Origin of the sequence: Siphonobacter sp. BAB-5405, from assembly GCF_002872335.1 — a bacterium.
Taxonomy (GTDB): Bacteria; Bacteroidota; Bacteroidia; order Cytophagales; family Spirosomataceae; genus Siphonobacter.
Genome location: NZ_NJAG01000002.1, coordinates 359,100 through 382,499 on the forward strand (window position 1 = coordinate 359,100; position 23,400 = coordinate 382,499).

Genomic DNA, 23,400 nt, shown 5'->3' on the forward strand with positions numbered 1-23,400 from the left:
GGTTTCGCTCCCCTATGCAAGCTGCATCCCAGCCGAATCCTGCGTTTGTTAAGGATTCAGCATACCCAGACTTTTTCGTTATACCGCATTCTCTGCTTTCGCTTTATTTTTCTGAATGTATTCCGAAGGAGTCATGTTAAACTGAGCTTTGAACACCTTGGTAAAGTAGTTCGGGTTGGCGAAACCGATTTCGTACGCGACCTCGGCAATGTTCATATCGCTTTTGTGCAAGAGCAAAGCGGCCCGTTCCAGCTTGATGGATCGGATGTATTCAACCGGTGTCATGCCCGTAAACTCAAGCAATCGGTTGTACAGCGAAGCCCGGCTCATGGATAAGTGACTGCTTAGGGTTTCCACCGATAGCTGGGGATTGGCCAGATTGTCGTGTACGTAAGCCAGTACTTTCTCCAGGAATCGCTCCCGTTCCGGAACAATTTCCGGATTGGGCGAAGTCATGACGACCTGCTTGGTGTACGTATCCTTGAAGACCCGGTTGAGGGCGATCAGGCTATTCATCTTTGCCTGTAATACCGCAAAGTCAAAGGGTTTGGTGATGTAATCCGTGGCCCCGGATTCCAGACCCGACAGCGGACCATTCTCTTCGACGGCCGCGGTTAACAAAATGATCGGAATGTGTTTGGTTCGCTTATCGGCTCGCAGCTTTCGCGTCAGTTCCAGCCCATTCATTTCGGGCATATTGATGTCGCAGACAATCAGGTCGGGGTGATGAAACAGGATGCGTTGCCAGGCCTCTTTCCCATTCGTAGCTTCATACAGCCGATAACACGTCTTGAGATTTTCCTTGATGTAAAAACGGAAATCTTCGTCGTCCTCGACGATCAGTACCAAAGGTTGATCTGCGTTTTTGGCGGATACCTCCACCCCGGGGAAGTTGGTTAACGCAGGCGTCACCGGCAACAGCGTTTCAGTTCTTTCGGGTACCTGCTGACTCACCTCCCGTTTTAGCCGTAACCGAAAAGTAAATTTACTGCCCAGTCCCACGGCACTTTCCACGCTGATGTGTCCGTCGTGCATTTTGACAAACTCTTTCACAATCGACAAACCAATGCCGGTACCCTGATTCAGAATGGCCGGCCCCGTATCATGCTGGAAAAAGCTTTCGAAAATCCGGTCCTGAGCTTCGAGCGGAATGCCAATGCCGGAGTCTTTGATGGACACGCAGATGCAGGCGACCTCAGCGGTGGATTCCTCGGGGCACGCTTCCAGGTTTACCCGAATTGAACCCTTCTCTGGGGTAAACTTGAACGCGTTGGACAACAGATTAAACAGAATTCGCTCGACTTTATTTTCATCGAAATAGAGCGTCTCTTCCTCCATTTCACTCGAAAATGACAGAATGATGTTCTTCCGAATTGCCAAGTCATTGAACGAATACACGACGTCTTTTAGAAAAGCTACGATCGGGCCTTGCTTTAGGTGAAGTTTCAGCTCCTGCTCTTCCAGTTTTCTGAAATCGAGCAGCTGATTCACCAGATTGCTCAACCGCCGGGCATTTCGATTGATGAGGTTTAGCTGGCTGGCAGCACTTTCGTCAAAATTCTGTTTGAGTAGTTTTTCGGCCGGACCAACAATCAGCGAAATCGGCGTTCGGAATTCATGACTGAGATTCGTCAGAAACTTGATTTTCATCCGATCAAATTCCCGCGAATATTCGGCCTCTTTACGCTGTTGTTCCAGCAATTGACTCGCCCGTAGTCGCTCCTGCTGGATGGCAAATTTTTGTTTCAGATTGTTGATGCTCCGGCGGCGGATTAAGTACAAAATTCCGAAGATGATTAGTACGTAGAATAGGTACGCGTAGATCGTTTGCCAAAAGGGCGGTGCTACTTTGATACGAACGGATGTGCCTTGGTTATTCCAAAGACCATCGTTATTCGATGCAATCACCTGAAAGGTATACTCCCCGGGACTTAGATTTGTGTAATAAGCACTGTGTTCCTTACCCGCGTCAATCCACTGATTATCCACGCCTTCCAGTTTGTATTTGTACTGATTGTACTCGGGAACGGTGAAATTGAGGGCTTCGAAATTGATGGAGAAGTTCTGCTTGTAGGCCAGCCGAATTTCGCTGGCAGTCAGTAAGGACTGATTAATCGGCCCCTTCGGGGATGGAACCACGGCCTGATTATCAATCTTCAGTTCCGTCAGTACCACCTCGGGAATCTGGTTATTGATCTTGATATCCGATCGCTTGAAGTGATTGAATCCTCCCTGTCCACCGAAATACAACTCCCCGGTTGAAAGCTGTAAACCCGAACCCAACACAAAAGCTCCACCCTGCAAGCCGTGGTGATGGGTGTAGTTTTTAAATCGTTTGTTAACCGGATTGAAGCAGCTCAGACCTTTGTTCGTACTGAGCCAGAGTTCGCCCGTGGGGGTTTCGATGATTTTCAGAACTACCCCGTTAATCAGCCCGTCACTTTCCGACAATACCTGGAATTGCCTGCTTTGGGGGCTCAGATACGCGAGCCCGTTTCCGTTGGTTCCTACCCAGATCGTTCCTTTGGCGTCTTCCTTGATGGACAGGATGTAATTGCTGGGTAAACCGCTGTTTCTTTTGTTGTAGAACGTAAAGGTTCTGGTTTTGGGGTCGTACACCGAAATGCCGCCACCGAAGGTACCCGCCCAGATTCGGCCCGACTTGTCTTCTTCAAAGGCCCGGATGTAGTTGTTGGAAGGTTTGGTTTTATCATCCGTATGATCACTCGGATTCACCAGTTTTTCAATGGTGCTGGTCTGCACGTTGAGAATATTGATTCCCCCACCGTTCGTTCCAATCCAGAGATTCCCCTGCCGATCTTCTTTCAGGCAGAAGATGTCATTACAGTTCAGATCTTTTTCGCCAGGCCCTTTTTTAAACCGGGCATAGTGCTGCGAACCGGGTTGGTAACAAAACAATCCGTTCAGGTACGTACCAACCCATAATTGCTGGTTACGGCCCATTTCCAGAGCCAGAATACTCAAATCGTGTCTGATGTTCTTCCGATCGTCGGGTAGCTGAATCTGTCTGAATACCTCTTTCTGCGGTAGGTATTCGTGTAAACCTCCACCATCGGTTCCCACAAACACGCGGTCCCGGTACTCCGCAAACGAAGTCACCGTGGATGACCGCAGGCCAAATGGATCAAACGCGTTGCTTTGTTTGAGTTTGAAATGGCTCTGGCTTTTATCGTATTTATTCAGCCCGCCCTGATACGTTCCTACCCAGTAAATGCCCTTGTCATCCACCAGCACGGAACGGATGGATCGGCTACTCAAACTGTGCGGATCGCGACTGTCAGGACCGTAGCTAACAATGTTCTCCGTATTCAGATCCAGCACGTCCAGGCCTTCGTCGGTTCCTACCCACAGCTTGCCGTTGTCATCCGCGACCAGGGCGTAAATGGTGTTACTGCTGATTGAGTTTTGGCCCGAGGCGTAGGTGAAATTTTTAAAATGGTTCCCGTCCGATTCCAGCTTACTTAAGCCGCCAATGGTACCTACCCAGATCTGATTACGGCTATCCTGAACGATCGCGGAAATGTAATTGTGCGTTAAACTTCGGGGGTCCTGGTCTTCGTGCCGATAGTGCCGAAGGAGAGTATAGCTTTTATCGTACAGCCACAAACCTTTATCCGTCCCGATCCACGTCTGGTGCTTCCGATCCTGGAAAGTATAGAGCGAAGTTTGCCCTTCGAAGTTTTTTAGCAGCTTCTGGTAGGGCTTTTGAAGATTCAGTTTTTTGGTAACGGGATCAATGATGTACAAGGCTCCGTAGCTGGTCACCCAGAGATTTCCCTTATCATCAGCCGTAATATGCGTAATGGCGGGCTGTATCTTTTTTTTATCTCCTACGGCTTCAAACGGAATTATGGAGTCGGAAAGTCGGTCATAATAGCTGAGCGAACCGCCGTTAGTCCCAATCCACAAATCCCCGTTTGCACTTTCAAACAGTGCCGTAATATGATTAACCTTTAAGCCCTTGTTTTTTTCGGCATCATGTCGGTAGATTTTGAAATTCGTACCGTCAAAACGGTTGAGTCCATCTTCAGTAGCCAGCCAGAGAAAGCCAAAATGATCCTTGCATAAACTGTAGATGGTGCTGGAAGAAAGTCCATCTTTATTGGAGTAGCTCTTAAAACCCAGCGGCAATTTCTGGGCGAATAACCCCGCATCATTCAGGATCGTTAGGAGGATCAGGAGGAAAAAACGTATGACTATCTTCATGCCTACTTGCAGCTATCGAAGCACTGATCCAGCCGTGAAGCCTATAGTAATACACCGTTGTAAGAACGGACTTCAGCCACTGGAAAAAGCTGGATTCACGGAGCAACCCTGGCGAGGTGCTATCAAATAAGTCCAAAAGTTAATCTTTTTAATCCAGTATACGTATATCCGTCTCTCATTCCTTCAAATCTTTACTTGTTATCTCGTGCGGAAATAGTTGGTTTTCATGAATCCATCTGTTGGGGAAAATCGCACGAGACCACTTTCCCCAACAGATGAAACGCCCTTATCCTACTGACGGATCAGCGTGATCTGTTCCCCTTTTCGGGTGGGAATGTCGTACAGTTGGGTTGGCTTGAGGGTAAGACTAGTACGTGGAGCCTGATCCGAAATGACCGCCGCCGGAATATCTTCCGTGTAGTAATAGGGATTGACATTCAAGCCCGTAGCCTGATGTAACGTGAGTCCACCCGTTCCCTGCAAGGCATTGGGCGTGCGAACCCGCAGGTTCCCCCCCAGCGTCGAGCGAATGACTACTTTCTTGATCTGGCCCTTTTCCCACTCCATCGCCAGGACTTCAAACCCGCCCCGGGCCCGTAGGCCTGCAATGCTACCCTGGGGCCACGCATCGGGCAAGGCCGGTAGTAAATGAATGGCCCCGTCGGCACTTTGGAGTAGCATTTCGGTAATGCCGGACGTACAGCCAAAGTTTCCGTCGATCTGGAACGGCGGGTGGGCATCGAATAAATTGGTATAGGTTCCCCCACCCCCTTTGTTGACTCCAAGCGGCGTTAACTGATTCTGGATCAGTGTATACGCATGATTTCCATCCTGAAATTTAGCCCACCAGTTCACTTTCCAGCCCATACTCCAACCCGTGGATACATCACCGCGATGTAGAAGCGAAGTCCGGGCGGCAGTGAACAGCTCGGGCGTGCGATAGGCTGAAATCTGGCTGGATGGGAACAGGCCGTACAGATGCGAGACGTGGCGGTGCTTATCCTCCGGATCGTCCACATCGTCGAGCCATTCCTGCAATTGTCCGTGTTTGCCCACGTGCATCGGCGGCAGCTTTTGCCGTTTTTCCTTGAGCATCGTTACAAAATCCGCATCCTGTTTCAAGAGTTCCGCTGCCCGTATGGCCGTGCTGAATACGTCGAAGACAATCTGATTATCCATCGTAGTACCTGCGTCTACCGACGAACCGCCGTGAGCCTGGGGAGCGTTTTCGGGCGAAGTACTCGGCGTTACGACCAGCCAGTGGTACTTGGGGTGTTCGACCAAGAAATCGGCGTAGAATTGGGCCGCTCCCTTCAGAATAGGATACGCAGAAGCCAGAAATTTCTGATCGCCGTTGTACAGATAATGCTCCCAGAGGTGCTGGCTCAGCCAGGCTCCACCCGCCGTCCACATTCCCCAGAAGGCTCCGTCGATGGGACCGTTGATTCGCCAGAGATCCGTATTATGGTGAGCCATCCAGCCCCCGGCCCCGTACATGACCTTCGCCGTTTCCTGGCCTGTTTCAGCCAGTTCCCGAATCATGCGGAACAAGGGTTCGTGCATTTCGCTCAGGTTAGTCTTCTCGGCCGGCCAGTAATTCATCTGGGTATTGATGTTAATGGTGTACTTACTGTCCCAGGGCGGTCGCATCCGGTGATTCCAGACCCCTTGCAGGTTGGCAGGCTGGCCACCGGGCTGAGAAGACGAAATCAGTAAATAGCGTCCGTACTGGTAGTAGAGCGTCACGAGCTGCGGATCGTTCGCGAAGCGAAAGTTCTTCAGCCGTTCATCCGTCGGATGACTAGCCGCATCCGTAGTACCCAAATCAAATTTCACTCGATTAAAAAACTTCTGATAGGCTTCGATATGGGGCTTCCGAATCGCCGGATAGGATTTGGCGTAGGCCTTGTTCAGGTACGCCGCGGCCCGGGCATCCGCGTCACCACCCAGGTCTTTGTAACTGTTGAAATTCGTAGCAATGGAAATATACAGGACGGCTTCGTTGGCTCCACTGACAACCAGCGACGTATCGGTACCCGAAAGGCTTCCACCGGTGGTTTTCAGACGGGCGATGCTTTTAAATTTCACCATTCCTTTCACGCCTTCGTGATCGGAGGTGATTCCGGAAAGGGTAAGCTCCCGATTGGAGGTCCGGTTGCGTTCGGCTTTCGGGTGCGGGGAAGAAAAAGAAGCGGTAAAGGATAACTTGCCCGGCTTGCTGGCGGTCAGCCGCATGACGATCACCTGATCGGGAAAGGAAGCCAATGCTTCCCGGGTATAGGTCACATCCCCAACCGTGTAGGTGGTTCGGGCGATGGCCTGTTCGATATCCAGTTCCCGGGAATAGTTGGTAAAGGCCGTATGACCCTCGAAGGTAAGGTTCAGATTACCCACGGGCTGAAACATCTGTCCATGGGATTTCTTCGTCAAAATCGATTGATTGGCTCGCTGCTCCGCCTCCTTGTGTTTGCCATCAAAAATCAGTTGCCGTATCTCGGGCAGAGCCGCTAACGCATTGGGATTATCATTGCGGTTGGGGCTACCGCTCCAGACGGTATGTTCATTAAGCTGGATCGTTTCGGTACCCACGTTTCCGTACACCATGGCTCCCAGCCTGCCGTTACCCAGGGGCAAGGCGTTTTCCCAGACGGTTCCGGAGGGTTCTTTGTACCAAAGTTTCAGGGCTGGCTTTTGCTGCGAAAAGCCCAGGGCAGGTAGCATTAATAAAAGTAGGCAGAGGTAATGTCGGATCATCATTAGCAGTATAGAATAGGTTACTATAGGTATTACGTATAAATGTATAGGGTCATACTCCTATTTGGAAGTTGGTCCGTACACAATTTTTTTCGTCGAATCAAAATGACTTCATACTCGCTTGCGTACGGATTCATGACTGGCTTCTTTACCGCCGAATCCCTAGTAAGGAGATGGCGTATAGACGCTCCGCTTGTTAACCGCATTTCGCCTAACTTGTACCAGGATATCCCTATTGGGTACCATTAGCCGGGAAAAGAGCCGCTCTACCTTTGCTGATCGATTCGCTCCACTCGTCTTTCTATGGAAATAAACGCAGAAAACCCCCGGCCTAAGCACTCCGGTACCAAATCCCTTTTTACGAATCCAGTCTTGGAAGCCCTGTCGCGTACGCATATTGCGGTTCCTATTTCGATCTACCTACTTAGTTCGGCTGGTTTGGGCTGGTACGCCTTTACGCATACGGCATTACAGCGGATCATGATACTCGGTTTGTTCGGACTGGGAATACTCGTCTTTACGCTGGTGGAATACGTCACTCACCGGGGCATTTTTCACATGGATCCTACCAACGCCATCAAATCCCGGTTGCAGTATACCTTCCACGGTATTCACCATGAGTACCCGAAGGATCAAACGCGATTAGCCATGCCGCCCGCTCTGGCCGTTTTGATTGGCTCCTCTTTATTTGGCGTTACCTTTTTGCTTTTAGGGGAAGCGGCTTACGCATTCTTTCCCGGTTTTCTGGTGGGCTACGCGGGCTATCTGTTTGTACACTTCATCGTACACGCCTATCAGCCGCCCCGCAACTTATTCAAATGGCTTTGGATCAATCACGCGATTCACCATTATAAAGATGATACGCTGAACTACGGCGTTTCGTCTCCGCTGTGGGATTACATTTTCAGAACCTATTCTTCAAAAGGATAAAAGCACAAGGCCCGGAACGTTGCTCCGGGCCTTTTACGCTTTGTATTTACCGATCCACTTTCTGGGTATCGGGCTGACCATGCACGGTGAGTTGAAACACATCCGGACGCGAATAGTGACCCACGCAGTCAAAATCCAGCTTACTCTTGGCAAGGGTTGCAAAATCCAGCTCAGCGGTCAATAATCCTTCCTGATTCCAAAGCGGCCCCGCGAGTACTTCCCCCATCGGTGAAAGAATCACACTGCCACCTGCACTCATGATCTCGGGCTCCTGACTCAGCTCGGCTTGGTAGCGTTCGGGGTAGTCGCTTTTACGTACAAATTGATTGCAGGCCAGCACGAAACAACGCCCTTCAAGGGCAATATGCTGCATAGTGGACTGCCAGGATTCCCGCGAATCAGCAGTGGGAGCCAGGTAAATTTCGACCCCTTTCTGATACAATGCCGTTCGGGCCAGGGGCATGTAGTTTTCCCAGCAGATCAGTCCACCTATTTTTCCCAGACGTGTATCGAGCGTAATTAGCGAACTTCCATCGCTTTCACCCCAAATGAACCGCTCCAGTCCCGTGGGTTTGAGTTTGCGATGTTTGCCCAGAATCTTTCCGTCGCTTCCGATGTAGAGAAGCGTACAGTACAACGATCCGCCGATGGGGTCCTTCTCCGTAATGCCCAGCCCTACCATGATTCCAGCCACCTGCACCGCTTGCTGGATGCGTCGAATGGCCTCCGAATCGACTTCGGGACTGTTTTTCCAGTAATCAAGCCAGGTTTCCCGGCCTTTTTCCGTACGACGGCCAATCATCGCCTCGAACGTGAGTCCCCTGGGATACGCCGGAAGAAAAGATTCCGGAAACAGCAGTAGTTCGCAATTCTGCTCGGCACCTTTTTTAATCCAGCTAAGGACCACTTCGACACTCCGCTCCAGGTCAAACAAAACGGGAGTAGCCTGTACTACGCCTACTTTTACTACATTCAGCATTCCTTGCTACGTTTAGAACTACACTTCCTTTTCCCGGGTAATCAGGCGGGGATTTTCCTCATATTCAATGCCCGAGAATAAGTAAATGTAAATTACGCGGGCTACTCTAAAGTTAAATGGCATAGTCGCCAGCATTAAGCCAATGGCTACGGATATGTAAACAAAGGCGGAGGGGTCCCCAAAGAAGTTAAAGAGAACGATGGCCGTACCCAATACTATCCCCACGGAGAGGGCATAACTGACATACGTGGCTCCAATAAAAAAGCCGGGTTCGTTCTCGTATCGCTGTCCACAGTGCGGACAAAACGTGTACATCTGATCGAATTTTTTTACGTTCCAGAACGGGTATTTAAACAGATTTCCCTGTCGGCAATGGGGACATTTCGCGAGTACCATTCCCTGCAATTGACTTCGTTTCATTAGACTTGGGTGCTTGGTTAGGTATTACGTTTACGGAATTCTTCGGGAGTCGTTCCCGTATATTTTTTGAAAAACTTAGTAAAGTAGGAATTATCGCTAAAATTTAAGGCATAGGCGATTTCCGATATATTCATTCCAAAGTTCATCAGCAGACGTTTCGCTTCGAGTAAAATTCGGTTCCGGATGAGCTCTCCGGCCTGCATTCCCAGGTGTTCCTTACACAGAGCATTCAAATGATTGGGCGTGATATACAGTAGCCGGGCGTACTCCATGGGCAGACGCAGCGTCATAAAATTCCGGTCAATCAACTTCTGATAATTCTTAAGAATGACGTAGTTATAGTTGGTGATCGGAAGTGTCGTTTTCGTAGCCGTGTGTGCTTCGACGGTAAAGAAAATTTGTAGTAATAGCACCTTTAAAAGATCCGACCGCTGCGGTACAGATTCCTGCTGTTTTTCCAGGAGTTGCTCAAACAAACTAGTCAGCGATTTCTGAATAGATTCGGGCAGATGAATAACGCTCTCCCGGGCGATTCCACTGAAAAAAGAAAAGGTGTCCAGATAATCCGGACGCAACAGAAAGGATTGAAAAAAGGTACTGGAAAAATTAATTACGTAGCCTTCCACCTCTCCCGTAAAATCCCAGGAATGCACCTGTCCCGGAATCATAAAGTAAATCTGAAAAGGCAGTACTGGAAAGCTTTCAAAGTCAATGGCGTGACTCCCCGCTCCTTCCGTAAACAGAACCAGATGGTAAAAATCGTGACGATGTAGCAGCCGCAAGTTTTTATGCTCCTGTACATATTCCGCAAACCGCTTGATTAAAAAATCCTCCGGCCGGTACTCGGCTAAAGAATAGATGTTAACCATGGGAATGGCGAAGGATTCGGTTGACTGTTTCATACGGGGAACGTTAAGCATCTGGGTTGATTCAGAACCGCATTTTCATCTCGCTCTGTCCTAACAATCGCATCCAGATAATACCCAAAACGCAGCCGGGCAGGCAAAGCCCGGGAACGCTTACGGAGATAGGGTCAAAAGTAGAAGGGCTGGAGGTACGCTTCAGCGTACAGATTCTCGTTTTTATGGTACTATTTACCGATGGGCTCTATTTGGGGCCATTTTTAAGGGTTAGTAGGAAAGGTAAGGACGGGTATATAAAATCTGTTATGACGCGTTGTCGAGGTCTATTGCTTCCGTTTATTAGTTAGTGTATCTATTCATCCGGGAACCTATTTTTCTCTCCTGTACTATGTTTAGTATCCCTTTCTAGATTATTCATTGGAGAAGGTAAACGTTCATAGGAGGCGATCGCTAACGATAGATTGAGCTCCTTTGTATCACCCTATCCATCCTTACGATCACCTATGACCTTCGAACATGACACCAACGAGCGTATACGCGTGTATGAACTCGATCCAAGCAACAGCCCATCGGTTTTCGAGGTTAAAGCGACGGATTTGACGTTTATCTGGAATACCGGAGAACGACTGGATCTGACCGTTGATAAAGTCCCCTATCGCCTCGCTCGAAATCAGATCATTTTCCTGACCGAATTTCATCACATTGATAGCATTGAATTGGAATCCGCCCGTATGGTTCGATTCAACCAGCCTTTCTACTGCATCATCAATCACGATAATGAAGTAGGCAGCAAAGGCTTTCTCTTTTTTGGGGCTTCAGGAATTCCGATTATCTCCATTGATGAAGCAATACTTTGGGAATTTGACATCTCCTGGCAATTATTTGAAGCCGAGATGCAACGAACCGATATTCTGAAGAAAGATATGTTACAGTCCATTCTTAAACGGATGCTGATTCTTTCGGCCCGGATCCTGCGAAAATCTACCGACTTTCATAAGCTGGAAAAAGGGCAAAGCGATCTCATTCGCGAATTCAACTATTTGGTGGAAAGACATTTTACCGAGCACCACGACGTGGCTTTTTACGCTTCTCAACTCAACAAATCGCCCAAGACCATTTCGAATGTATTTTCTGTAATTTCCAGCCGGGGACCGCAGCACATCATTCACGATCGCATTATGATGCACGCCCGGCGACAGATTGGCTACACGAACCTGTCCATCAAGGAAATTGCCTACGAGCTTGGCTACGAGGACATTCATTCCTTCAGCCGCTTTTTCAAGAAAAAAGAAGGCATCTCCCCCCTTCAGTATCGGGAAAAATTTTTAGCGAATACAACCTCGGAAGGAAAGATTGCTACCACCTCAGGAATCTATGCCTAACCCCGGCAATGAATTATGCTGCTATTTTGAAGCATGAAATCACTCTGGTTTCCTTCCTAAACATAGCATCATGAAAAAAATAGCCATTAACGGTTTTGGACGTATCGGCCGGGCCGCTCTTAAAGTAATCTTTGAAACCACTGATCTGGAACTGGTAGGGATCAATGACCTCATGAGCATTGAAAACGCTGCCTATCTGCTTAAATACGATACCAATTACGGTAAATACGAAAAAGAAGTCACCGTCGAGGGAGATACGATCCTAATTGATGGTAAAGCCATTCAGTATACCAGCATTCGGGATATTGAAAACCTGCCCTGGAAAGAACTGGAAGCCGAAGTAATCATTGAAAGCACGGGGATTTTTACCTCACAGGCTGCGGCAAATCAACACCTCGCGGCCGGAGCGAAATTCGTGGTCATCTCGGGTCCGACGAAAGACACACCCACGGTGGTACACGGCGTGAATACCGAAGCGGGGAAAGTCGCCGTATTCTCCTGTGCGAGCTGTACCACCAACAATATCAGTCCCGTAATCGAAATACTGGGCCGTAGGCTGGGTATCAAAAAAGCCATTCTGAACACGACGCACGCGTACACGGCCTCCCAGACGCTAGTGGATGCTCCCTCCAAACGCGAACCCCGGATGGGACGGGCAGCGGCCAATAACCTGGCCCCGGCGGCTACCGGTGCCGCCATTGCCACCACGAAAGCCTTACCGCAGTACGCCGGAAAATTCGACGGCATTGCCGTACGCGTACCCGTGGCCGTCGGTTCCATTTCGGACATTACCTTTATTGCCGAACGCCCAACCAGCGTTGAGGAAATCAATCAGATTCTGACCGAAGAAGCGGCTACGCCCCGGTACGAAAAAGTCCTTGCCGTTACGGATGAACCCCTGGTTTCCAGTGACATCGTCAAAAGCCCTTTTGCGGCAACGGTTGATTTGGAGATGACGCGGGTGGTGGATGGCGATCTGGTCAAAGTTATGGCGTGGTACGACAATGAATGGGGCTTCACCAACCAGATGATCCGACAAATTCAGTCCCTGTAGTAGAGTAACTTCCGTCGATTCTTAACCGTTACTACCATGAATTACGCAGCACTTGCCTTTACCGATGGCATCAAAGCAATCCAGGAACGCATGGGGAGTCGCAATGCCTACGAGCGGATGGAAAGAATGACCTACACGGAAGGCTTGACCGCCGTTGAGCGTAACTTCATCGGTCAGCTGGATAGCTTTTACCTGGCTTCTTCGGGAGCGAACGGCTTCCCCTATATTCAGCACCGGGGTGGACCGAAGGGTTTTATTAAGGTACTTGACGACCAGACGATCGGTATCGTGGATTTTAGCGGAAACCGGCAGTACATTTCAGTCGGTAACATCGAACACAATCCAAACGTATCGCTGATGTTGCTCTCCTACCCGTTACGGGCCCGTTTGAAGCTATATGCCGAGGCCGAAATCGTGGAAATCCGCGACAACCCAGAGCTTTACGCATTACTCAAACCCGAGGATTATAAATTCAAATCCGAGCGGTTACTGCTGTTTCACATCCAAGCGTACGATTGGAATTGTCCGCAGCACATTACGCCTCGGTACACGTTGGAGGAGCTGGAAAAGGTTAATCAACCCAAAGATCAGTACATTCAGCAGTTGGAGCGGGAAATTAAAGTACTGCGGGCAAAACTCGGCGATTCGTAATAGGGACAAAGAAATCTTTGCTGTCGGGCAGGTTAACTCAACCATTCTCTGAAAATAGACTTGAGACCAGTGATGGAAAACTCAAGTCTATTTTCATTTTCCAGTACGCCGATTACTGGGCTAAAGGCGTATTCGTTCGTCCGATGCAACAAAAAAGGCTTTCAGAGGAATCCCTCTAAAAGCCTTCAAGGAAGTGGAGAAGATCGGGCTCGAACCGACGACCTCTTGCATGCCATGCTAGAAAAAAGATCTTATCGATACTATTATTATATTTATACATGTTTGATTATCAGTATATTAATTTTTTGATTTCATCGTTTTGTTATACATTCATGACGTTTATAAGCAGGAATGTTTCAGTATTATGATAGTAGATAATTTACTGAAACAACCTCTTGCCTCCAAATAGCACCCTCCAGAAACGTCATGGCAACTACAGTAAAGTTTTATCTGAATTCTGATCAACCGCTCCAAAATGGAGAACTTCCTATCTACGTTCGTCTTACCAAAGATCGTAAGCACAAGTATATCGCCCTCTCCGCTAAAAGCTGTACAAAAGACCAGTGGGACGAAAAACTATGTTTGCCAAAGAAGAACCATCCCCATCACAAAGAGCTGACCATTGCTATTACTCAACTCAGGCTTCACATTCAGAAAACCATCCTTAACTACGAAAATGAAGGACGTGAATATTCATTGGAAGAATTAAAGCTGGCTGCCTTCTCTGATCGTACTAAACGCAGTATTACCGTATATAATTATTTCGAAGATACCATTCGAACCCAACTTCAATCAGCCCGTGTAGGTAATTCCAATGTAATTAGATCAACCTACAATAAGCTAAAAATTTTCCGAAAGGGAAAGGACTTAGAATTTTCTGATATTACCACTCAATTTGTTAAACGCTACGAAGATTACCTTCAGGCGGAAGGGAACAAAAGTAATACTGTCTTTCTTTATTTAAGAACGTTTAAAACCGTACTAAACTACGCAAAGGAAGATGGTTTTGTAAAACCTGATTACAATCCATTTAAAAACATAGACTTCGCTAAATACAGAAGGGTCAAAACTAAAAAGCGTGCCTTACCTAAAGAAACCATGGACAAAATAAAAGCATTGGATTTGTCCAAACAACCTTCCTTACAATTTGCCAGACACATCTTTCTGTTTTCGTATTATGCCTGGGGCATCAATTTCTCAGACATCGCTTTCCTCAAATGGAAAGACATTATAGATGATAGTATCTATTACATCCGAAGAAAAACGCACGAAAGCCTAAACGTAGGCCTGAGTCCTGAGCTGGTTACTATTCTTGACGTATATAAGAAAAGTATTCTGAATGAAAACGAAGAAAGTTACATTTTTCCTATCCTGAATAAAAGAAAACACCTCACCCCCATCCAGATCGATAACCGCATTGACAAAGTTCTCAAGAACGTCAACCGTGATTTGAAGATCATCGGAGAAATGGTAGAATCAGCTCTGCCCATTTCTACCTACACAGCCCGCCACAGTTTTGCTTCTGTTCTTAAGAAAAGCGGTGTATCCACAGCTATCATTAAAGAAATGATGGGACATGATACAGAACGCACTACTGAAATTTATTTGGACAGTTTTGAAAATGAACAATTAAATTCTATAGCAAAAAACTATTTATAAATCAAATTAGACTTTATATCCTATGAAATACATGAACATTACATAAATACCTCATTAAAGGAATATTAAGTTATAGGGAAATGTAGGGAGTTAGGTATACAATTTCTGACCATCATCCGTTCTCTTAAAACCTTGTTCTTTCAAAATCGATCAAAACAGCTGATTGTTCTTTTTGTTTCGTATATTAGCCAAATATTGACAAGCCATAAACTAACAGGCCATGTACTTCGGTGAAAGGATAAGAGAGCTGAGAGAAAGCCAGGGGCTTTTGCAGCGACAATTAGCAGCCAATCTTGAAATAGACACTCCCATGTTTAGCAAGATTGAGCGTGGTGATAGGAAGGCGAAGCGTGAACAAGTAGAGCAGTTGGCAGACTTACTCCATACGGATAAACCTCAGCTCCTCACTCTTTGGTTAGCAGACAAAATTTTTGATTTTGTGAATGATGAGGATTTGGCCTCAGATTCCCTTCACTTGGTAATTGACTGGATTAAAAACACTAAAAAATAAATGAGTATGGACGGCAAATCTTTGAATGTTACCGAAGACCTTATTTCCAAATTGAAGGAAATCATTCCGGGGGCCTTTACGGAGGACAAAATAAATGTGGAACAACTCAAACACCTTTTGGGTGAAAGCATCAATACAGATTCCGAAAGGTATCATTTGAACTGGGCAGGAAAAAATGATGCTTATAAGGTTCTACAAGAAACATCAAAATCAACATTGAATCCCGACTTTAAACAATCAATAAATTGGGAAGAAACTGAAAATATCTTCATTGAAGGAGAGAATTTGGATGCATTAAAAATTCTTCAAAAACCTTACTACGGTAAAATTAAAATGGTTTACATAGATCCTCCCTATAATACAGGATCTGATAATTTCATCTATCCTGATAAATTTTCAGAATCGAAAGAGGAATATCTTCAGCGTATTAACCAAAAGGACGAAGATGGATTACTGACAAGAGAAGGATTATTTCGTCAAAATAGAAAAGAAAATGGTCAATTTCACTCCAATTGGCTTTCTATGATGCTACCCAGGTTATTTCTTGCACGCAATCTCTTAAAGGATGAAGGAGTTATTTTCGTAAGCATTGATGATAATGAATATTCGAATCTAAAGTTGTTGCTAAATGAAATCTTTGGCGAAGAGAATTTTGTTTCGACACTAATGTGGAGAAGGAGGAAGACTCAAGCTAACCTTTCAAAGTTCATCTCACCAGTACACGACTACATACTTTGTTACGCAAAAAATATTGAAAAGCTTGAGTTTAATAAGCTTCCCTATTCGGATGATTTTATCAAAAAAACTTTTAATAATCCAGATAATGACCCTCGTGGGGTTTATCAAACTCGTCCATTGGCTCAACCTGAAAATTCATCCAATCCTAGCTATGAGCTTAAATTGCCTAATGGAAGAAAAATAACTGCAAAATGGAGTTGTTCTCCAGATACTTTTAAAAAATACGTTGAAGAAGATAGACTATATATTCCTAAAGGAGGAGAAGGAATGCCTCGCTTAAAAATCTTCCTTTCGGAGTTAGATGGATTATTACCAAATACTTGGCTTGACGACATAGCAACGAATGAAGAGGGCTCAAAAGAAGTTGAGACAATTTTTGGTTCAAATGCATTTTTTACAGCACCAAAGCCTACAAATTTAATTAAGCATTTATTAAAGCTTGGCTCTAATAGTGGGGATATAATATTAGATTTCTTTGCTGGTTCTGGATCAACAGCACATGCTGTTTTAGCTTTAAATAAACAAGACGGGGGTAACAGAAAATTCATTTGCATCCAACTACCCGAACCAGTTGAAGAAAAGTCAATACCACACCAAAAGGGCTATAAATCAATATCTTCAATTTCAATAAAGCGGATTCAATCAGTAATTAATTCTTTAAATTCTTCTCCCAAGGAACTCTTCACTAATCAACACAATGAAAAAGTCGGTTTCCGTGTTTTCCGTCTTGAAAACTCTAACTTCAAGATTTGGCGTACCGATAATATTTCAAACTCTGAAGAATTAAAAAAGCAGGTTGAGTTATTTAAAAGCTCTATTCTTCCCGATTCATTGGATAGCAATATGCTATGGGAATTACTTTTAAAATCTGGAATTCCACTTTCATCTAAGATTTCTAAATGGAATAAAGGAGAAAAGACAATTTATTATAGCACTTCTTATAAACTGGCAATTTCATTTTCAGAGATAGACAATACTATTTTAGATTTTTTGATCCAGCTCAAACCAAGCCAATTCATATGCCTTGATAAGTCTTTTAAAAATGAAGATAGTAAAAAGACTAATATCCAACTCAAGTTGGAGGACAATGGAATAACCTTCAAAACAATATAACAGGAAAAGTATGATTTCCTTTCAACAAAAATTAACGCAAGATCTCGTAATTGCTGCTTACGGGTTTGAGGAACTTCGGAATAATTGTAAAAAATATCTTTCGCAATTCGATATGAATTACGACAAATTTACAGTCGTTTCACACGATAGTTTCATAGGTTACATAACTGAGTATTTTCTACGTGAATATATATCCAACAATTATACTTCTATTGGTGTAACAGTAGAATCATGGGAAAGCAAATTTGATATAGCCCAAATTAGGTACATCTTAAAGTATAATTCTAAAAATGAATCAGACATTCTGTATGTGAGAGAATATTTTTACGATAAATATGATTTAGAACTGCGAAAAGGTTCGGCTACTCTTCTAGTCGATATTAAAACTGCATTAACTAAGCTTGAGCCAAGATCTTCTTGGAATTTCATGTACCCGGTAATACAAGCACATAAGCCTGGAAAAGACCACATGGTACTTTCATATTATGTTGTGGATGACATTAAGAATATCGAGAGTTTAAAAAATCTTGTTATTGTGGGATATACTTCTGAACAAGTAATTCGAACCTGTAGAATTATCAAAGCCGGTACACGTACACGATTCGGAACAGTTAGCCAAATTGATAATTATGAAACCGAACTTTCGATACACTACAAAGAAATAGACGGTTTAATTAACCTTCTAAAGTGATAGAAATTTATGAAACTACAGTTCGATAAAAACCAAGTATACCAACTTCAAGCCATTCAATCAGTCATTGACTTGTTTGACGGCCAGCCCTTGAGCAATTCAGATTTTGAGTTCTCTATGGCTGATACTAACAGTGGCAGTATTACTTTCACGGAGGCAGGTGTAGGAAACAATCTTGCACTTACAGAAGAAGAATTGCTCACAAACCTCAATAAGGTTCAAAAGGAAAATGAGCTAAGGGAAGACGAAATATCACCTGCCATAGAAAAGCTTTGGTACAATGAAGATGTATCCGTAAAAAATGTTCTGGAAAGTAAATCAATAGTAACCGAGTTTCCCAACTACTCCGTAGAAATGGAAACCGGATCGGGTAAAACCTATGTATATCTCCGTTCTATTTACGAACTCAACAAAGTGTATGGCTTCAAGAAGTTTGTAATTGTAGTTCCTTCAGTGGCTATTCGTGAAGGGGTTATCAAATCACTTCAAATCACTTTCGACCACTTTCAGGAAATCTACGAAAACCAACCCGCGGATTACAGGGTGTATGATTCAGGCCGATTGACAGACTTGGGCAATTTTGCCAAAAGTAACGCCATTCAAATTTTGGTTATCAATATTGATTCCTTCACCAAAGATGTCAACGTCATCAACCAGGTAAGGGAATCAGGCATAAAGCCCATAGAGTACATTCAGAAATCTAATCCGATTGTGATTATTGATGAGCCGCAGAATATGGAAACCGATATTCGAAAGCGAGCTATTGCTAATCTCAATCCCCTATTTACGCTAAGATATTCAGCAACCCACAAGAACCTTTACAACCTGGTCTACAAGCTCGACCCGGTAAAGGCGTATGATTTGGGGTTGGTAAAGCAAATTGAGGTTGATTCCGTTGTAGCCCGAAACGACAGTTCAGGAGCCTTCATCAGTGTTGATGGTTTCCGTATGGCCAAGAAATCAGTTACTGCCAAGGTTTCAATATTTGTCAATGAAAAAACAGGAGTACAGAAGAAACAGGTTTCCGCAAAAGTTGGAGATAATCTTTACAAGATTTCTAAAAATTGGGACATATACAAAGACGGTTATGTAATAAATGAGATAGATGCCGACAATCAGTTTATTGAGTTTTCAAGTGGTCAAATTGTTTATCAGGGTCAACCCATTGGCGGTCTTACAGACCAGATACTAAGGGAAATGGTAGATGCCACGGTAGAGAACCACTTCAAGAAAGAAAAGGAGTTACACGGTAAAGGAATCAAGGTCTTATCAATCTTCTTTATCGACCGTGTGGCAAACTACCGTGAGTATGATGATACAAGAAACACCGTGCAAGGGAAGTTTGCCGAATGGTTTGAAGAAAGCTATACCAAATGGCAAAGTATGCCAGCTTACAGGGGCTTAATGAGCTTCAAAGCCAATGAAGTGCATGCTGGATATTTTAGCCAGGATAAAGCAGGCAAATACAAAGACACCAAAGAAACCCGAACTACCAAGGATGATGATGATACCTTCAATCTAATTATGCGTGATAAGGAAAGGCTATTGGATGAAAAAGTGCCTCTCCGATTCATATTCAGTCATTCTGCATTGCGTGAAGGTTGGGACAATCCCAATGTATTCCAAATCTGTACGCTTAACGAAACCAAGTCGGATATTAAGAAACGACAGGAAATAGGTAGAGGCCTTCGCTTATGCGTTGACCAAACCGGAGCAAGAAACCTTGACCGTGCTATCAATAGGCTTACCATCATAGCCAATGAAGCCTATGAATCATTCTCCAAAGCCCTACAAAAAGAAATAGAGGATGATTGTGGTGTAAAGTTCGAAGGTCGCATCAAAAATGCCAGAGCAAGAACGAGCGTAAGGCTCAAAGACAAATGGATGGAGGATGCTCTATTCCTTGAGCTTTGGGAGAAAATCAGAGCAAAAACAAAATACAAAGTTGATTACAGCACCAAAGAGCTAATTGCTAATTGTGTGGCTGCATTGCAAGCAATGCCCCCTATTGAACGGCCAGTGATTTACCGTGAAAAGAATGTGGCAAAGTTCATTAGGGACGCTAAGGGAAAGCTGATTGAATTGGGCGGCGAGCAAAAAGGATCAAAAGAGAAAATGGTAAAGGAATCAAATTACGACATACCTAATTTTATCGCCTATATCCAATCTAAAACGGAACTTACCCGTGATACTATTACGCAAATCGTCTTGAAATCTAACCGCTTAGGTGAAATCTTCAACAATCCTCAGCTATTTATGGATAGCGTAGTACGCATAATCAAGCAGGAGTTTGATCGCATCAAGATCAATGGCATTCAATACGAAAGGATAGACGGACAGGTTTACAAAATGAAACTCTTTGAAGCAGCCGAAATAGAGCAATACTTGGAAAACCTGATGGAAGTTAAGAAACAAGCCAAAACCCTTTATAATTACATTGCTATTGATTCACTCAGTTCACCGGAAAGGAAGTTTGCTGAAGATTGCGAAAGCAGGGATGATATTCTTTTTTATGTAAAGCTTCCTAGAACATTTGTTGTCAAAACTCCAATCGGTCCTTACAACCCTGATTGGGCTCTAATAAAGAAAGAAGACGGAGAAGATGCCAAAATCTACTTCGTTGCTGAAACCAAAGACCCGAAGGCAGCGAAAGACCACACTTTACTACGCGATAGAGAGCGATTGAAAATAGCATGTGCAGAAAAGCATTTTAAAGTAATTGACGATGTAAATTATCGCGTAGTTGGCTCAGTGAGTGATTTAAAAGTTTGATCTAATTAGAATTGACCCATTCTGAGATGATAATAGAGAAAAAATTTTTAACTTAGGCTACAGGAGATTAAGCAAAAAGACGTAGAAGTTTTGCTTAAAAAAGCGTACCGTGGTATCTGGGAAACAGCAATTAAAAAGTATTCCGACAGTGCCCACTTCGTCTATGAATTGCTTCAGAATGCAGATGATACAAAAGCCACTTGGGTTGATTTTCGCCTTGAAGAAGACGGACTTTGGTTTAAACATAATGGCTCTGTTCGCTTCTCTATATCAGACCCGGACAATGAAGATGAAGATTCAGAAACTGGCAACCTTGGTCATATAAACGCCATTACTTCCATTGGCAATTCAACCAAAATTGATGAACAAAAAATCGGAAAGTTTGGAATAGGCTTCAAGGCGGTTTTTGCTTACAGCATGTCACCGCACATTTATGATGATAATTACAATTTCAAACTGGAAAACTACATAGTACCCAATGAAATTGAATCCTTAAATGGCCAAAGGGCAGCAGGTGAAACAGTTTTCTACTTCCCTTTCAATCACATTTCAAAGTCGCCAGGGGATGCCTATACCGAGATTGAGGACAAATTAGATTCACTCTTTCAGCCCATTTTATTCCTTACTAATCTTCAAAAGATCACTTGGAAATCAAATGAAAAAGAAGGCATCTATTCCAAGCGGATATTAAATACAGAACAGTTTGACAATATCCGTGCTGATTTAACGGAGGTTGAATGCGTAGAAAATGAAGTCAATAAAAAAGAGTTGATATGGCTATTCTCTACTGGTGTTTCACACAAACAGCTTAAATCACACCACCGCATTTATGTGGGTTTCTTTGTTTTCGATCAAAAGGAACTGGAAACCGGATATACTTATGAGGCATTTTGTTTCTTTCCAACCAAAGAAGAAACCAAGTTAGGCTTTGTTATTCAGGCTCCATTCCTTTTGACAGACAGTAGAGAGGGCATAAAAGCAGGTGAGCAATGGAATATAGAAATCATACAGCTTGCGGCAAAGCTTGCTGCCAATTCTTTACCAATACTCAAAACCATTGGTGAAAGAAATAAAACCTACCTACTCAACGACAGCATTTTAGAGCTGATTCCATACAAGGAAAGTGATTTTGTAGACGTAGGCAGCAAAGCGAAAATTTCATTCAAACCTTTCTATACCGAAATCTTAAAGAAATTTCAGGCCGACCAATTATTGCCCGGCAGAAATGGGAAGTATTACAAAACAGCAAAGTCATATTGGGCATCAGATCCCGAATTAGCAGAACTCTTTTCCGACCAACAAATCAGCAAGCTAATGGGCAACCCTGATTCAGGATTGGTGTTCGTAAGCAAAGGACAAAAGCAACTTAACCAAGCTAATAAAACCTTAGAAAGCTATATCAATTCAATCATTAGCGACACCTTAGAACCTAAAAAACTTCTGAGGAGAATTGATGCTCCTTTCATGGAAGCACAATCAGATGAATGGCTATTGAAATTCTATGCCTATTTGGGAGGGCGAAAATCCCTTTGGGATGATAAAGAGAAGCTTGCTCAAAAACGGCCAATCCTGCTAAACCAAGACAGAAAGGCCGTTGTGCCTTTTAATGATGATTTAACAGCACCTAACATTTTTCTGCTTTCTGAAAGAGCAACGAGCTACGACACCATTTACAAACCATTTACAGAGGATGAAGAAGCCCTTGACTTCTTTAAGGGTTTGGGTATTGGTAAGCCCGACTTACGAGCAGAAATCTTCAAGACCATAATTCCGCAATACAAGGACGGATTTAACTATGATGATAAGGACAAAATCTTAGCCCACTTCGATTCTTTCTTATCCTACTATGATGCTTGCCCGGCTTCCCTCCAAAGTGACTATCTCGATAAACTCCAAGAGACTTGTTTCATAGCAACCCGAAAAGCCAATGAGCCTGATACGGTTTACTTTTGCTTTCCTGAGTCTATTTACATTCCGAGCGAAAAACTCAACAAATACTTTGCTCACGCAAAGGAGGTCTATATTTTGGATGAAGATTACTATCTGGACTTCATCCATAGCCCTCGCAAAAGCTCGTTCTATTCCTTTCTTTTGGCCTTAGGTTGTAGCAATCAACCCCGCCTAATTGATAAAGAGCTATTAGTAACCTACGAAAACAAAGAAAAATTTGCTCTTGAAGACATCGAAGTGTCTCAAACCTATGTTGCAAACCAAACTATTACAGATACCATTCTGGAAGGAATAGAAGAAGCAGTATCAAATATCAATCCCGAACTTTCTACCCTGATTTGGGAATACATGCTATTCCATGTACACGGGAAGTCTTCTTATTCTCTCGAATCAAGTATCATGGGTAACTTCCGATATGTGCCCAAATGGAATCAATATCTAAAGTCCCAAAAGTTTGAATCTACACTGTCATCAATCCTCAAAAATGATAAATGGCTTTATGATACCGAAGGCAATCTAAAATCAGCCGCAGAAATTCAACGAGAAGACCTTAATGAAATCTACACATCGCAGGATTACGACATTTCGGCATTCCTTGAATTTTTAGGGATTGAAAGCCCAGAAGATGACTTAGACCTTTCAGAGGAACAGCGAGCAGCTACTTAATTGGCAAAAAACTTCAAGAGGAAGGAATTACCGAAGAAGA

The 23,400-nt window shown here is 44.2% G+C and carries 15 protein-coding genes; 10 read left to right on the plus strand and 5 right to left on the minus strand.

The genetic code is table 11. The features are described 5' to 3' along the window. Window positions 1-78 precede the first annotated feature (78 nt). Together BWI97_RS02550 and BWI97_RS02555 are read right to left on the minus strand one after the other, a co-directional pair. Complete coding sequence (locus BWI97_RS02550; protein ID WP_102199910.1) at window positions 79-4,227, minus strand: hybrid sensor histidine kinase/response regulator transcription factor; 4,149 nt, start codon at window positions 4,225-4,227, stop codon at window positions 79-81. A gap of 291 nt (window positions 4,228-4,518) precedes the next feature. Beyond that, a complete protein-coding gene (locus tag BWI97_RS02555; RefSeq protein ID WP_102199942.1) occupies window positions 4,519-6,981 on the minus strand; it encodes a glycoside hydrolase N-terminal domain-containing protein in 2,463 nt (820 codons plus the stop codon). A gap of 303 nt (window positions 6,982-7,284) precedes the next feature. Between BWI97_RS02555 and BWI97_RS02560 the strand changes: the two genes are divergently transcribed. Continuing rightward, entirely contained in the window at window positions 7,285-7,911 is a 627-nt protein-coding gene (locus BWI97_RS02560) for a sterol desaturase family protein (protein WP_094811241.1), read from the plus strand. A 46-nt stretch (window positions 7,912-7,957) separates the two neighbouring features. On the opposite strand, the gene BWI97_RS02565 is transcribed toward BWI97_RS02560, so the two are convergent. The 3 genes from BWI97_RS02565 to BWI97_RS02575 are packed head-to-tail and all read right to left on the minus strand — an operon-like array spanning window position 7,958 to window position 10,212. Continuing rightward, on the minus strand, window positions 7,958-8,890 hold the full coding sequence (locus BWI97_RS02565) for a carbon-nitrogen hydrolase family protein (RefSeq protein ID WP_102199911.1): 933 nt from the start codon (window positions 8,888-8,890) through the stop codon (window positions 7,958-7,960). A gap of 18 nt (window positions 8,891-8,908) precedes the next feature. After that, window positions 8,909-9,310: a DUF983 domain-containing protein gene (locus BWI97_RS02570; protein WP_233207734.1), complete on the minus strand. Its 402-nt coding sequence runs from the start codon at window positions 9,308-9,310 to the stop codon at window positions 8,909-8,911. Between the two features lie 17 nt (window positions 9,311-9,327). After that, window positions 9,328-10,212, minus strand: a complete 885-nt coding sequence (locus BWI97_RS02575) for an AraC family transcriptional regulator (protein ID WP_102199943.1) — start codon at window positions 10,210-10,212, stop codon at window positions 9,328-9,330. A gap of 464 nt (window positions 10,213-10,676) precedes the next feature. On the opposite strand from BWI97_RS02575, the gene BWI97_RS02580 reads away from it, so the two are divergent. From BWI97_RS02580 to BWI97_RS02620, 9 genes are all read left to right on the plus strand, one after another. After that, window positions 10,677-11,555: an AraC family transcriptional regulator gene (locus tag BWI97_RS02580; RefSeq protein ID WP_094811237.1), complete on the plus strand. Its 879-nt coding sequence runs from the start codon at window positions 10,677-10,679 to the stop codon at window positions 11,553-11,555. A gap of 70 nt (window positions 11,556-11,625) precedes the next feature. Next, window positions 11,626-12,609 (plus strand): type I glyceraldehyde-3-phosphate dehydrogenase, encoded by a 984-nt coding sequence (locus BWI97_RS02585; protein WP_102199912.1) that lies wholly within the window; start codon window positions 11,626-11,628, stop codon window positions 12,607-12,609. Between the two features lie 36 nt (window positions 12,610-12,645). Further along, the gene (locus BWI97_RS02590; protein ID WP_102199913.1) at window positions 12,646-13,260 is read left to right on the plus strand and encodes a pyridoxamine 5'-phosphate oxidase family protein; all 615 of its coding nucleotides are present in this window, start codon (window positions 12,646-12,648) and stop codon (window positions 13,258-13,260) included. Between the two features lie 426 nt (window positions 13,261-13,686). Continuing rightward, a complete protein-coding gene (locus tag BWI97_RS02595; protein ID WP_102199914.1) occupies window positions 13,687-14,919 on the plus strand; it encodes a site-specific integrase in 1,233 nt (410 codons plus the stop codon). Window positions 14,920-15,139: 220 nt separating this feature from the next. After that, entirely contained in the window at window positions 15,140-15,430 is a 291-nt protein-coding gene (locus BWI97_RS02600; RefSeq protein ID WP_102199915.1) for a helix-turn-helix domain-containing protein, read from the plus strand. Window positions 15,431-15,436: 6 nt separating this feature from the next. After that, window positions 15,437-17,281: a site-specific DNA-methyltransferase gene (locus BWI97_RS02605; RefSeq protein WP_158242671.1), complete on the plus strand. Its 1,845-nt coding sequence runs from the start codon at window positions 15,437-15,439 to the stop codon at window positions 17,279-17,281. Between the two features lie 10 nt (window positions 17,282-17,291). Further along, window positions 17,292-17,972: a hypothetical protein gene (locus BWI97_RS02610; RefSeq protein ID WP_102199917.1), complete on the plus strand. Its 681-nt coding sequence runs from the start codon at window positions 17,292-17,294 to the stop codon at window positions 17,970-17,972. Between the two features lie 9 nt (window positions 17,973-17,981). Continuing rightward, entirely contained in the window at window positions 17,982-20,744 is a 2,763-nt protein-coding gene (locus BWI97_RS02615) for a DEAD/DEAH box helicase family protein (RefSeq protein WP_102199918.1), read from the plus strand. Window positions 20,745-20,834: 90 nt separating this feature from the next. Further along, on the plus strand, window positions 20,835-23,360 hold the full coding sequence (locus BWI97_RS02620; RefSeq protein ID WP_102199919.1) for a sacsin N-terminal ATP-binding-like domain-containing protein: 2,526 nt from the start codon (window positions 20,835-20,837) through the stop codon (window positions 23,358-23,360). Window positions 23,361-23,400: the final 40 nt, after the last annotated feature.